At 56.6% G+C, this 12,460-nt stretch carries 14 protein-coding genes; 9 read left to right on the forward strand and 5 right to left on the reverse strand.

Annotated features, from left to right (window positions below; all coding sequences use genetic code 11):
- Position 1: 1 nt before the first annotated feature.
- The 3 genes from SOM40_RS09765 (at position 2) to sodC (ending at position 1,786) form a co-directional block, all read left to right on the forward strand.
- On the forward strand, positions 2-241 hold the full coding sequence (locus SOM40_RS09765; RefSeq protein ID WP_106993700.1) for a DUF1289 domain-containing protein: 240 nt from the start codon (positions 2-4) through the stop codon (positions 239-241).
- Between the two features lie 48 nt (positions 242-289).
- Complete coding sequence (locus tag SOM40_RS09770; protein WP_320456977.1) at positions 290-1,186, forward strand: aldo/keto reductase; 897 nt, start codon at positions 290-292, stop codon at positions 1,184-1,186.
- A gap of 81 nt (positions 1,187-1,267) precedes the next feature.
- Positions 1,268-1,786, forward strand: coding sequence for a superoxide dismutase [Cu-Zn] SodC (gene sodC, locus SOM40_RS09775; RefSeq protein ID WP_106993702.1), 519 nt, complete (start codon positions 1,268-1,270; stop codon positions 1,784-1,786).
- On the opposite strand, the gene SOM40_RS09780 is transcribed toward sodC, so the two are convergent.
- From SOM40_RS09780 to SOM40_RS09790, 3 genes are read right to left on the reverse strand one after another with little or no spacing between them, the layout of a single operon-like run.
- Positions 1,765-3,798, reverse strand: coding sequence for an FUSC family protein (locus tag SOM40_RS09780; protein WP_320456976.1), 2,034 nt, complete (start codon positions 3,796-3,798; stop codon positions 1,765-1,767). The genes sodC and SOM40_RS09780 overlap by 22 nt on opposite strands.
- Positions 3,795-4,658 (reverse strand): efflux RND transporter periplasmic adaptor subunit, encoded by an 864-nt coding sequence (locus tag SOM40_RS09785; protein WP_320529771.1) that lies wholly within the window; start codon positions 4,656-4,658, stop codon positions 3,795-3,797. Before SOM40_RS09785 ends, SOM40_RS09780 begins: the two co-directional genes overlap by 4 nt.
- A 2-nt stretch (positions 4,659-4,660) precedes the next feature.
- A complete protein-coding gene (locus SOM40_RS09790; protein ID WP_106993704.1) occupies positions 4,661-4,897 on the reverse strand; it encodes a DUF1656 domain-containing protein in 237 nt (78 codons plus the stop codon).
- Positions 4,898-5,082: 185 nt separating this feature from the next.
- Here SOM40_RS09790 and slyA point away from each other — a divergent pair, with 185 nt between their 5' ends.
- A complete protein-coding gene (gene slyA / locus SOM40_RS09795; RefSeq protein ID WP_106993705.1) occupies positions 5,083-5,523 on the forward strand; it encodes a transcriptional regulator SlyA in 441 nt (146 codons plus the stop codon).
- A 35-nt stretch (positions 5,524-5,558) separates the two neighbouring features.
- Here the strand turns inward: slyA and SOM40_RS09800 are convergent, their stop codons facing one another.
- Together SOM40_RS09800 and slyB are read right to left on the reverse strand one after the other, a co-directional pair.
- On the reverse strand, positions 5,559-6,911 hold the full coding sequence (locus SOM40_RS09800; RefSeq protein ID WP_320456975.1) for an MASE4 domain-containing protein: 1,353 nt from the start codon (positions 6,909-6,911) through the stop codon (positions 5,559-5,561).
- Between the two features lie 203 nt (positions 6,912-7,114).
- Positions 7,115-7,582, reverse strand: a complete 468-nt coding sequence (gene slyB / locus SOM40_RS09805; RefSeq protein ID WP_106993707.1) for an outer membrane lipoprotein SlyB — start codon at positions 7,580-7,582, stop codon at positions 7,115-7,117.
- Positions 7,583-7,867: 285 nt separating this feature from the next.
- Between slyB and anmK the strand changes: the two genes are divergently transcribed.
- From anmK to pdxY, 5 genes are all read left to right on the forward strand, one after another.
- Entirely contained in the window at positions 7,868-8,992 is a 1,125-nt protein-coding gene (gene anmK, locus SOM40_RS09810) for an anhydro-N-acetylmuramic acid kinase (RefSeq protein ID WP_106993708.1), read from the forward strand.
- A gap of 96 nt (positions 8,993-9,088) precedes the next feature.
- Positions 9,089-9,412: a C-type lysozyme inhibitor gene (gene mliC, locus SOM40_RS09815; protein WP_106993709.1), complete on the forward strand. Its 324-nt coding sequence runs from the start codon at positions 9,089-9,091 to the stop codon at positions 9,410-9,412.
- A 57-nt stretch (positions 9,413-9,469) separates the two neighbouring features.
- Positions 9,470-10,126 (forward strand): pyridoxamine 5'-phosphate oxidase, encoded by a 657-nt coding sequence (gene pdxH / locus SOM40_RS09820; protein ID WP_106993889.1) that lies wholly within the window; start codon positions 9,470-9,472, stop codon positions 10,124-10,126.
- A 126-nt stretch (positions 10,127-10,252) separates the two neighbouring features.
- Complete coding sequence (tyrS, locus tag SOM40_RS09825) at positions 10,253-11,527, forward strand: tyrosine--tRNA ligase (RefSeq protein ID WP_166182295.1); 1,275 nt, start codon at positions 10,253-10,255, stop codon at positions 11,525-11,527.
- A 63-nt stretch (positions 11,528-11,590) separates the two neighbouring features.
- Entirely contained in the window at positions 11,591-12,451 is an 861-nt protein-coding gene (pdxY, locus tag SOM40_RS09830; RefSeq protein ID WP_225758949.1) for a pyridoxal kinase PdxY, read from the forward strand.
- Positions 12,452-12,460 lie beyond the last annotated feature (9 nt).

A 12,460-nucleotide genomic window follows, 5' to 3' on the forward strand; every position in this document is an offset into this window, starting at 1 on the left:
TGTGGCTGAACAACTGGAGTTCTTTCCCGTCCAGAGTCCCTGCCGGGGTATCTGCCAGTCTGACGAGCGGGGATTCTGTCGCGGCTGCATGCGCAGTCGGGAAGAGCGTTTTAACTGGCAATCCTTTAGCGATGCCCAGAAGCAGGAGGTCCTGCGCCTGTGTCGTCAGCGTCTGTTGCGTAAATTACGCGCAAACAAAGCCCCCGAAAGCGAAGAACCGCAGCAACCCTCACTTTTTTAGCGCCGCGAATGCGTATACTCTTCCCAGACTTTTTTTAAGGAAATTGCTATGGTTCAGCGTATTACCCTTGCCCCGCAGGGCCCTGAGTTTTCTCGTTTTGTGATGGGTTACTGGCGTCTGATGGACTGGAACATGTCCGCCCAACAGCTGGTCAGCTTTATTGAACAACATCTTGATCTGGGGATCACCACCGTAGACCATGCCGATATCTACGGCGGCTACCAGTGTGAAGCGGCCTTCGGTGAGGCCATGAAGCTCTCTCCCGCGCTGCGTCAGCGGATGGAGATCGTCACCAAATGCGGCATTGCCACCACGGCCAAACCAGAGCATGCCCTCGGTCACTACATTACCGACCGCGACCACATCATCAGCAGTGCAGAGCAGTCCCTTACCAATCTGGCCACCGATTATCTTGACCTGCTGCTGATCCATCGCCCGGATCCGCTGATGGATGCCGACGAGGTTGCTGAAGCCTTCCTCGCCCTGCACCAGAGCGGCAAGGTGCGCCATTTCGGCGTGTCCAACTTTACCCCGGCGCAGTTTGCCCTGCTCCAGTCGCGTCTGCCGTTCACCCTGTCGACCAACCAGGTCGAAATATCACCGGTATACCAGCCACTGCTGCTGGACGGGACTCTCGATCAGCTCCAGCAGCTGCGCATCCGGCCGATGGCCTGGTCCTGCCTCGGCGGCGGTCGTCTGTTTAATGACGACTCCTTCCAGCCGCTTCGTGATGAACTCGCTCAGGTCGCCCAGGAGCTGAATGCCGAAACCATCGAGCAGGTGGTGTACGCCTGGATTTTACGTCTACCGTCGCAGCCGCTGCCGATTATCGGTTCCGGTAAAATCGAACGGGTGCGTTCAGCCCTGGCGGCAGAGCAGCTGCAGATGACGCGCCAGCAGTGGTTCCGCATCCGTAAAGCCGCGCTGGGTTACGACGTGCCGTAATTCCGTATTTATCTGACTTTCCGGTGAAATTCTTGCCCCTGGTATAAACTTAAGGGGCAAAAAATAACCGAAGGAGGTCATATGAAGCGTTTTACTCTGGCAGCGTTGACGCTGGTGGTCTGCGCAGGTGCGCAGGCTGCCAGTGAAGAAGTAAAGATGAACCTCGTCACCTCTGGGGGGATTGGCCAGTCCATCGGGACGGTGAAAATTACCGAAACGGATAAAGGCCTCGAGTTTTCCCCCGATCTCAAAGCCCTCCCGCCGGGCGAACACGGTTATCACGTCCACGCCAAAGGCTCCTGCGAACCCGCCATGAAAGAGGGTAAACCTTCCGCCGCTGAGGCTGCGGGCGGGCACCTCGATCCCCAGAACACCGGCAAGCATGAAGGGCCGGAAGGCATGGGCCACCTCGGCGATCTCCCCGCGCTGGTGGTCAATAACGACGGAAAAGCCACCGACCCGGTGGTTGCGCCGCGCCTGAAAAAGCTGGATGAGGTCAAAGGTAAAGCTCTGATGATCCATGTTGGCGGCGACAACATGTCCGATCACCCTAAACCGCTTGGCGGTGGTGGGGCGCGTTACGCCTGCGGCGTAATTTGATCGCTTAAGGTGCCCGGAGCGGGCGCCTGTTCCAGCTGGGACAGCGAGCAGTGCAGGCGCCAGATCAGGGCCGCCAGCTCCTGACCGGCTGGTTGCGAATGACGCCCAAGTACATCGCAGATGCGCTGTAGCTCATCAAGGGTGGCGGCCAGCGGCCGCTGCTGTACCCCGCGTTCGCTCATGATATCGCGCAGTAACGACACCGCGACATCCCGCACCTGTGCCAGTGGATCGGAGCGAGTCTCCCAGTCGCGCAGCTGCCACACCACGTGGCTGCAGTTGAGCAGCACTACGCCCCAGCGCAACAGCCAGCGGCGCGAGAGCGCATCCTGACTGCTGTTAAGCTGGCTCACATGGTGATAGACCAGCGATTCATAACCATTTTCACTCAGCTGCGGTTTACGACTGAGCTGATCGACAAATCCCCGCCGCAGCTCGCGGATGTGACGGCGGCTTTTCCGTTCATCCGAGCCTGGACGTAATACCGCAAAGGCCAGCCACGTCAGCCCTACGCCAAGAATTTTTGCCAGATCGTCATTCAGGAAATCGGCAAAGTCATACACCGGCGGGTTGGTCACTGAAATAAACGATCCCATAAAGACGATCAGCTGTCCCCACAGTCCGGCGAGCGCGGGCATCTGCAGCTTCAGCAGCTGCATGGTGGTCAGCAACGGGAACAGGAACAGCAGGAACAGCCACAGATCGGAGATCTGCACCATCAGGCCAAATTTGACCACAAAGCTGAACAGCGAGAGCAGGATCAGGGTGCGCAGCAGCAGCGTCAGAGAGTTGAAAGGCGAGGCCGCCACCGAGTACAACACGCTGCTGATCGCCGCCAGCGTCAGGGCTGCTCCCCCGGCGTCCCACTGGGCGGTAATGGTCCATGCACCCACCAGGCTCAGAGCGCAAAAGGTACGAAAGCCGCTCCACAGCGCCTCCAGGTTATCGGTATGCCGGGCCAGTGCCGGGCTGCGCGGGACGGCGAACTCCGTCACCGGGGTGGCCGTTTCAACTGCCTTTATCCAGCGACTGCTGCGCAAATAGAGGCGGCAGAAATAGCGCAGCCGCTGCCAGACGGCACGATGGCGATAGTCGCCGTCAGCACCCGGGTTGAGCGGAGCGATGATGCGAGCCAGGGTATAGAAATCGGCATCGGGCCGGGCGAGGGCGGCCAGCAGCTGATCGATGACCTCCCGGGTCTGTGCCGGTGGGTCAGGCCAGTTCAGCAGCATACGGCGCAGGCTGGAGATAGCGCTGGTCATCCGCAGCTGCTGGTGGAGCAGATAGTTGAGCAGGGCATTTTGCCGACGGAAACGGTAGTGACTCCAGAAGGCCTGAATTCGCAGCAGGTTCATGGTCAGGATCTGGGCGATGACCTTCTCATGGGCCAGACGAATGGCATCGTTGCTGTCGGGCTGCCACAGCAGGCTGGCGTGCTCCAGCAGCCGGGCGTGCATCGCTTTCAGGGCGCTGATAAGGGCGGTACCGTCGGAAGTGCTGGGCAGGATCATCATCATCACCCCGCCGCTCAGGATGCCGATAATGACTTCACACACGCGCGCCTGGGCAATATCCCACAGCTGGGTCATGTCGATAATATCGATCACCGGGAAGGCGATGATCGCCGCGGTGTAACCGGCCAGCTGAAAGGCGTAGGCGACGTTATTGCTGAAATGGGCGCAGGCCCAGGTGCAGATCGCCAGCCAGGCCGCCATACTGAACAGAAACAGCCACGGGTCGTTAAGCGTATGTCCGGCAATGATCAATGCCGCGGTGGCCCCCAGCAGGCTGCCCGCCACCCGGCCAAGGCTTTTACTGATCACCCCTCCGACGGTGGGGAAGCTGACCACCGCCGCCGAGGTCATCGCCCAGTAGGGTTCATCCAGGTTGAGACAATAGGCGACGGTGAGTGCCAGGCACATCGCAATCCCGTTGCGCAGGGCATAGCGCCACTGCGCCGGGGTCGCCTTGAGCCACGGCAGGTTGCGCCAGGATAATGCGGGCACACTCACCGGGCGCGTCCGATGGAGACGGTGCAGGTGGTGCCGGAGACCAGCGTCAGGTCCGTCGGCAGCTGGTCAAAGGCGATGCGCACCGGGATGCGCTGCGCCAGCCGCACCCAGGGAATGTTGGGTTTAACGTCGGGGACCAGCCCTGAATCGGTCTCCACGCTCTGATCGTAGATGGCGCGTCCGATACTGGACACATGCCCCTGTAACCTTTTCGAGCCGCTGTAGAGTACGATTTGCGCCGGGGCGCCCTCGCGGATATGCCGGAGTTTGGTCTCCTCAAAATAGCCCACCACATAGAATGAATGGCTGTCGACGAGGGCGAAAACTGGCTGACCGGTAGACGCGTAATCGCCCGGGCGGGTAGAAAGATTGGTGACCCAGCCATCAACCGGGGCTTTGACCACCGTCTGGGTCAACTGCCACTGGGCCTGCTTGAGGGTGGCTTCGGCCACGGCCACGCTGGCCTGCATCGCTTTGACGTTGATATTGGCGGTATCCAGATCTTCTGCAGAGATATAGTTGCGGGAAAGATGGCGGCGGCGGTTGGCTTCGTTATTGGCTTTCGCCAGATCGGACTGGGATTTCGCCAGCTGCGCTTCAGCATTGAGGACCGCGATGTGATAGGGAGTCTCATCGATATAAAACAGCACGTCACCGGCATGAACGAACTGGTTGTCTTTGACCTGCAGCCGGGTAATGGTGCCGGACACCTGCGGCGTCACGCTAACTTGCTCGGCGCGTACCTTGCCGTCACGGGTCCAGGGCGACTGCATATAATAATTCCATAACCACCAGCCCGCGATCACCGCCAGGGCCAGAACGAGTAAGGATGAGAAATATTTAATGGTTTTCACAGGTATCGTCACCACACAATCAACAGAGCCAGACTCAGGCACACCGCGAGCACAAACAGCGAAAGATCCATCAACATCGGATGCCAGATTTCACCGGAATAGATCCAGTCGCGCAACAAGCGGTGGGTGACAAGCCAGATTAGAAAACCCAGCATTACCGCCTTGAATAAGGGAGGAAAGTAAACCGAGGCGCCGACAATCAGATCCTGAAGCGGTAACCCCGTGGCGTTAAACGTGAAATTCACGAGCCGGTTCCTTTGCATTGGGGGAAGTGACTAAAAGTAGCCGCATATCGCCCGGGGGCGTCTTAACTCAATGTAAAGCAGAGAGTCATTTTGTTTTTATCCAGTATTGCATTTGTTTTGGCAATATAAATGCTGCACACTATTCTAAAATCAGTATCATAACTTAGCAAGCTAATTATAAGGAGATGAAATTGGAATCGCCACTAGGTTCTGATCTGGCAAGGTTAGTACGCATCTGGCGTGCTCTGATTGACCATCGCCTGAAACCTCTGGAGTTGACACAGACGCATTGGGTCACGCTGCATAATATCCATCAGCTGCCACCCGACCAGTCACAGATCCAACTGGCAAAAGCGATTGGCATTGAGCAGCCATCACTGGTACGCACGCTCGACCAACTGGAAGAGAAGGGGCTGATTTCGCGTCAGACCTGCGCCAGCGATCGTCGCGCCAAGCGGATTAAACTTACCGAGAAAGCCACGCCGATTATCACTGAGATGGAAGCCGTGATCTGCAAAACGCGCGGTGAAATCCTCGCCGGGATCAGCCCGGCTGAACTGGAACTGCTGATCTCGCTGGTCGCCCGGCTTGAAAGCAATATCCACGAGCTGCAATCCCGTGACTAACCTCTAAAAAGCCTTGCGAACGCAAGGCTTTTTCTTTACTGAAACACCACCACCCGGTTACGCCCGGTCTCTTTCGCCTCGTACATCGCCTTATCTGCGCATTCAACGCACGCTTCCGCGCTGGTTTCCGGCGAGGTGGCGGTAAACACGCCCATACTGATGGTAACAGGCTCGGGGAGTTGTCCTTCTGAGCTGGCTTTGTCAACGCTGCTCAGTTTTAACCGTATCCGCTCTGCAACCTGGCGGGCTGCGTCGGAAGAGGTATGGGTTAACATCAGGACAAACTCCTCCCCGCCAATACGCGCCGCAATGTCCTGGGGGCGTACCGAATCCATCAGCAGCTGGGAGACAAACTGCAGCACTTTGTCCCCCTGTAGATGCCCGTAGTTGTCGTTAATACGCTTAAACCGATCGAGATCGCTGACGATAACCGAGACCGGGTGGTTATCACTGGCCGTGCGCAGCGACTGGTTCAACGCGTCGTAAAAATAGCTACGATTGTAGAGACGGGTAAGGGGATCGCGAATCGAGTTCTGGTAAGACTGCTGGTACTTCAGATGCGAGTTGCGATAGAGATTAAATACGTCATACAGCAGGACGAAAATAATCAGCAGAGTGGCGACGGTTTCAAATAACCGGGCGCGATACCAGGTAATATCTTCCGCGTGACCGCCCAGAAACAGCATCGCCAGCGTCACGATATAGCAGACGCAGATAAAATTACCTCCGACCCAGAACATATTGCGCACGCGGGTAATAATCATCAGGATAGCTAATGAAACAATCCAGACGAGGAGTAAGGCAACGCTTATCGCCTCTTTCCACAGCAGCATATATTGCCGGGTTTCATTATCCACCAGATCTAATGATAACAAAGGCGAAAAGCTGGAATATAGCCAGGCCAGGATCACTATCACGGCAGTATAAATAGCTGCCCCAACAATAACGGCCAGGTGAAACGTCCGGGTGAGCGGTCTGGTACGTATAAAATAGAGCAGGGCCGAAGCAATAAACATTACCGCCATTAACAGATGACGAAACGTAAAGAAGATCATCGCGTCGTTGTAGTTCACAACGTTGAACTGATGCTGGTCCAGCCATGCCGGGTAGCTGGAGAGCGTCCCTACCATCAGCATAGCGGAACCGACATAGGCGAAAGCAAACGCGATCAGATATAAGCGCTGTCTGTCACACCAATATTTCATAACCATAAAGCAGGCAATAAAGAGATGAAAGACCAGTAAAAATATGGTCAGCATCGGAAATAAAAGCGGTGAAAATGAGGTGACCTTGTCTTCCAGTCCGGTAAACAGAAAATGTAAAATTCCGATAACAATAATGCATCCCAGCCAAAACTGGACGTAGTTATTCTTTATATAACGGCTCATCGAAACCCTGGATGTTGTGTGTTAGTAATAAATAGAAAAAGAGGGTTTGCGAATAGTCTCATGAACACAGGGGGAATACTTTGCGCAGGAGCAAGAGAAGCGGATGTTAATTATATGTTTGCTGAATGTATTGTGTAAATATATTCAGTGCAGTGTTATATAGTGTAAATGGACGTGGTCATAGGACCACGCCCATAATGTCATTAACGCGGGGAGACGGTAACCTGGCTGCCATTGCTTGCCAGCACGACACGTTGACCAGCGGCAAATTTGGTGTTGCCCTGTTTCTGCACCACCATAATGGTGTTGCCGTCGTCTTTGCGGATTTCTAACTCAACGCCCTGGGATTTGTTCATCGAACCCTGAACGCCCTGACCGGCAACGCCACCGGCGACGGCGCCTGCCGCAGTTGCCAGGGAACGGCCCGTACCGCCGCCCACGGTGTTACCGAGGAAGCCACCCAGTACCGCACCGCCAAGAGCACCGATCACGTTGTTCTCATCACCACCCTGAATCTGCACCGGGCGAGTGTTCACAATGGTGCCGTAGGTGACTTGCTGTACCTGCTTCGCCTCAGATGCACTGTAAACATCCCCGGAGAGGGAGCTATCATTAACACAGCCAGCCAGAGTGAATCCAACCAGCGAAACGGCCAGTACACGTAAAATCATTTGAATCTCCTGTTCACCAAAAAACGCTCTGTGAGCATCCGTTATGGCTAAATTATATGGCATCAGGTGCCATAGATCCTATCTTCGCCTAAACAATAGGAGAATAGTACTTGATTCTGGCTTAACCAGATATAAACAGGCTCTGAGTTCACCCCACATCCGATGAGGATAATTCCTGGAATGACCGTTACGTCCAGGTATTGTTAAAAAGTATTATCGCGTCATGGAATTGATGCCGGGTTTATGGTGGAGTGGGCCATCAACCCAGCGGAGTAAGGAAAACGGATGAAATCGGGTCGCTATATTGGCGTAATGTCAGGAACCAGTCTGGATGGCGTGGATGTTGTTCTCGCAGCTATCGACGAGAATATGGTGGCGCAGCAGGCAAGCCTGAGCTGGCCCATTCCCCAGCAAACCAAACAAGCGATCCTGAATATCTGCCAGGGACAACAGCTGACGCTGTCGCAGCTGGGTCAACTGGATACGCAGCTGGGCCGTCTGTTCGCTGATGCCGTGCTGGCGCTGATGAAACAGGAAGATCTGCGCCCTCAGGATGTGGTGGCGATTGGCTGTCACGGGCAAACCGTCTGGCATGAGCCGGTGGGCGATGCGCCTCATACTCTGCAGATTGGGGATAACAACCAGATTGTGGCCAAAACCGGGGTGACGGTGGTGGGTGACTTCCGCCGCCGGGATATGGCCCTTGGCGGGCAGGGCGCGCCGCTGGTGCCAGCCTTCCACCAGGCGCTGCTTGCGCACCCGACGGAGCGCCGCATGGTGCTTAACATTGGCGGGATCGCCAATCTCTCCTTATTGATCCCCGGGCAGCCGGTACGCGGGTTCGACACCGGGCCGGGAAATATGCTGATGGATGCCTGGATCTGGCGTCAGTCGGGCAAACCCTACGATAAAGATGCCCAGTGGGCCTGCAGCGGCAAGGTTATTATCCCCCTGCTGCAAAGCATGCTGTGCGATCCCTATTTTGCCGCTCCGGCACCAAAAAGCACCGGCCGCGAGTATTTCAATTACGGCTGGCTGGAACGCCAGCTGGCGAACTTCCCGGGCCTGGCGCCGCAGGACGTGCAGGCCACGCTGGCAGAGCTCACCGCCGTCTCCGTATCCGAACAGGTATTGCTGAGTGGCGGCTGCGATCGTCTGCTGGTGTGTGGGGGCGGCAGCCGTAACCCGCTGCTGATGGCGCGGCTGGCCGGACTGCTGCCGGGCACGGAGGTAAGTAGCACCGACAAGGCCGGGATCAGCGGCGATGATATGGAAGCGCTGGCCTTCGCCTGGCTGGCGTGGCGAACGGTGGCGGGTCTACCGGGAAATCTCCCTTCCGTGACTGGCGCGCGGGAAGCCAGCGTGTTAGGTGCTGTTTTTCCAGCCAATCCGCGGCAAAATCAGAGTTAACCGAATTTCGCTTAAAGGCGCACTGGGTAGAATGACACGAAAAAACGGGAGGGCGTTCGCGCCCTCCGGGACCAGGAAAGTCTTCGGAACTCACCCATGAAAAAACTGCTTCTTGCTTTAACCCCCTTCCTGCTGGCGAGCTGTAGCGTCTACAACCAGTTTGTTGAGCGCATGCAAACCGACTCCCTGGCGTACCAGTGCGACGAAAAGCCGCTCACCGTGAAGCTCAACAATCCCCGTCAGGAAGTCAGTTTCGTCTATGACAACAAACTGCTGACGCTTAAGCAGGGGATGTCTGCCTCCGGCACCCGCTACAGCGACGGCGTCTATGTGTTCTGGTCGAAGGGCGACAGCGCGACGGTCTACAAGCGCGATCGCGTTGTGCTGAACAATTGTCAGATCGAAAATCCGAAGCGTTGAGATTTTGCAGGGGGCGGCGCACAATAGCGTCACCCATTGTCAATGTCAGCTAACGCCATGTCAGATAACGACGAATTGCAGAACATCGCGCACCTCAGGCGCGAATACACCAAAGGCGGCCTGCGTCGCCAGGATCTCCCCGCCGAGCCGCTGGTGCTGTTTGAGCACTGGCTGAAACAGGCCTGTGACGCCCGGCTGGCCGATCCCACCGCGATGGTGGTGGCGACGGTCGACGAACAGGGTCAACCTTACCAGCGCATTGTGTTGCTCAAGCACTACGACGAGAAAGGGCTGGTGTTCTACACCAACCTCGGCAGCCGCAAAGCGCACCACCTCGAAAACAACCCGCGCATCAGTCTGCTCTTCCCCTGGCATATGCTGGAGCGTCAGGTGATGGTCACCGGCACCGTTGAACGCCTCTCCACCCTGGAAGTGGTGAAGTATTTCCACAGCCGTCCACGCGACAGCCAAATTGGGGCCTGGGTCTCGAAGCAGTCGAGCCGCATTTCGGCCCGCGGCGTGCTGGAGAGCAAATTCCTCGAGCTGAAACAGAAGTTCCAGCAGGGCGAAGTGCCCCTGCCGAGTTTCTGGGGCGGTTTCCGTGTCTCTGTCCAACAGATGGAGTTCTGGCAGGGCGGTGAGCACCGCCTTCACGACCGCTTTTTATACCAGCGCGAGAACAGCGCGTGGAAAATCGATCGTCTGGCCCCTTAATCCCCTAAATTTGTTCTTTTAAGCGCTGGTACAACGGGTGTCAGCGCTTTATTCTATGTACCTTTCGCGTCTGGCGAAAAGTCGTGTACCGGCAGAGGTGCAGTCGTTTTATACATGGAGAATTTGATGGCAAGCAGTAACTTGATTAAACAATTGCAAGAGCGGGGGCTGGTAGCCCAGGTGACGGACGAGGAAGCGTTAGCAGAGCGACTGGCGCAAGGCCCGATCGCGCTCTATTGCGGCTTCGATCCTACCGCCGACAGCTTGCATTTGGGGCATCTTGTTCCATTGTTATGCCTGAAACGCTTCCAGCTGGCAGGTCATAAACCTGTGGCGCTGGTGGGCGGCGCAACGGGTCTGATTGGCGATCCGAGCTTTAAAGCCGCCGAGCGTAAACTGAATACGGCAGACACCGTGCAGGAGTGGGTGGATAAGATCCGCAAACAGGTTGCCCCGTTCCTCGATTTCGACTGTGGTGAAAACTCCGCGATCGCTGCCAACAACTACGACTGGTTTGGCGGCATGAACGTGCTGACCTTCCTGCGTGATATCGGCAAGCACTTCTCCGTTAATCAGATGATCAACAAAGAAGCGGTGAAACAGCGCCTGAACCGTGACGACCAAGGTATCTCGTTCACCGAGTTCTCTTACAACCTGCTGCAGGGTTATGACTTCGCCTGCCTGAACAACCTGCACGGCGTGTCGCTGCAGATTGGCGGCTCCGATCAGTGGGGTAATATCACCTCCGGTATCGACCTGACCCGTCGTCTGCACCAGAACCAGGTCTTCGGTCTGACCGTACCGCTGATCACCAAAGCCGACGGCACCAAATTCGGTAAAACCGAAGGCGGCGCGGTATGGCTCGATCCGAAGAAAACCAGCCCGTACAAGTTCTACCAGTTCTGGATCAACACCGCAGATGCTGACGTCTATCGCTTCCTGAAGTTCTTCACCTTTATGGATCTGGAAGAGATCAACGCGCTGGAAGAAGAAGACAAGAACAGCGGCAAAGCCCCGCGCGCCCAGTACGTGCTGGCGGAGCAGGTCACGAAGCTGGTGCACGGTGAAGAGGGCCTGGCGGCCGCGAAGCGCATTACCGCCAGTCTGTTCAACGGTACCCTGAGCGATCTGAGCGAAGCTGACTTCGAACAGCTGGCGCAGGATGGCGTGCCGATGGTTGAGATGGAGAAAGGGGCAGACCTGATGCAGGCGCTGGTAGACTCCGGGCTGCAGCCGTCCCGTGGTCAGGCGCGTAAAACTATCGCCTCGAACGCTATCACCATCAACGGCGAAAAACAGTCCAACGAGGAGTATACCTTCGTGGACAGCGATCGCCTGTTTGGCCGCTACACCTTACTGCGTCGCGGCAAAAAGAATTACTGTCTGATCTGCTGGAAGTAATCATAAAAGCACAGGGGCATGGGAAACCATGCCCCTTTATTTTTTCAGGGTTGTGGTAAGAAAATGAAGAATATCCTCGCCATCCAGTCCCACGTCGTGTTTGGGCATGCTGGCAACAGCGCCGCGGAATTTCCGATGCGTCGTCTCGGGGCCAACGTCTGGCCATTAAATACCGTTCAGTTCTCCAACCATACGCAATACGGTAAGTGGACCGGTTGCGTGATGCCGCCTGCTCATCTGACAGAGATTGTCCAGGGCATCGCGGAGATCGACAAACTCAAAACCTGTGACGCCGTGCTGAGTGGCTATCTGGGTTCAGCCGAGCAGGGCGAGCATATTCTGGGCATTGTTCGACAGGTGAAGGCGGCCAATCCGGCGGCGAAATACTTCTGCGATCCGGTGATGGGTCACCCGGAAAAGGGCTGCATCGTGGCCCCCGGCGTTGCGGAGTTTCATGTTCGTCATGCCTTACCGGCCAGCGACATCATCGCCCCGAATCTTATTGAGCTGGAGATCCTCTGCGAGCATCCGGTCAACAGCGTGGAAGAGGCTATTGCGGCGTCACGGGAACTGATTGCTCAGGGCCCGGAGATCGTACTGGTGAAGCACCTGGCCCGCGCCGGGATCAGCCCGGACCGCTTTGAGATGCTGCTGGTGACGAAAGACGAAGCCTGGCACATCAGCCGTCCGCTGGTGGATTTCGGTAGCCGTCAGCCGGTGGGTGTCGGGGATGTGACCAGCGGCCTGCTGCTGGTGAAACTGCTGCAGGGGGCAACGGTGCGTGATGCGCTGGAGCACGTCACGGCAGCGGTGTATGAGATTATGATCGCCACGAAAAATATGCAGGAGTATGAGCTGCAGGTGGTGGCCGCTCAGGACCAGATTGCGAAGCCGGAGCACCTCTTTAGCGCGACCCAGCTTTGACATTAATGC

The organism is Leclercia sp. CFBP8987 (genome assembly GCF_034044995.2).
GTDB classification, from domain to species: domain Bacteria; phylum Pseudomonadota; class Gammaproteobacteria; order Enterobacterales; family Enterobacteriaceae; genus Enterobacter; species Enterobacter tamurae.

Coding starts and splice junctions, on each gene's coding strand:
- mliC (WP_106993709.1), top strand. CDS start 9,089: ATGAAAAAACTGCTTCTTGCTTTAACCCCCTTCCTGCTGGCGAGCTGT.
- anmK (WP_106993708.1), top strand. CDS start 7,868: ATGAAATCGGGTCGCTATATTGGCGTAATGTCAGGAACCAGTCTGGAT.
- tyrS (WP_166182295.1), top strand. CDS start 10,253: ATGGCAAGCAGTAACTTGATTAAACAATTGCAAGAGCGGGGGCTGGTA.
- slyB (WP_106993707.1), bottom strand. CDS start 7,582: ATGATTTTACGTGTACTGGCCGTTTCGCTGGTTGGATTCACTCTGGCT.
- SOM40_RS09800 (WP_320456975.1), bottom strand. CDS start 6,911: ATGAGCCGTTATATAAAGAATAACTACGTCCAGTTTTGGCTGGGATGC.
- pdxY (WP_225758949.1), top strand. CDS start 11,591: ATGAAGAATATCCTCGCCATCCAGTCCCACGTCGTGTTTGGGCATGCT.
- pdxH (WP_106993889.1), top strand. CDS start 9,470: ATGTCAGATAACGACGAATTGCAGAACATCGCGCACCTCAGGCGCGAA.
- sodC (WP_106993702.1), top strand. CDS start 1,268: ATGAAGCGTTTTACTCTGGCAGCGTTGACGCTGGTGGTCTGCGCAGGT.
- slyA (WP_106993705.1), top strand. CDS start 5,083: ATGAAATTGGAATCGCCACTAGGTTCTGATCTGGCAAGGTTAGTACGC.
- SOM40_RS09770 (WP_320456977.1), top strand. CDS start 290: ATGGTTCAGCGTATTACCCTTGCCCCGCAGGGCCCTGAGTTTTCTCGT.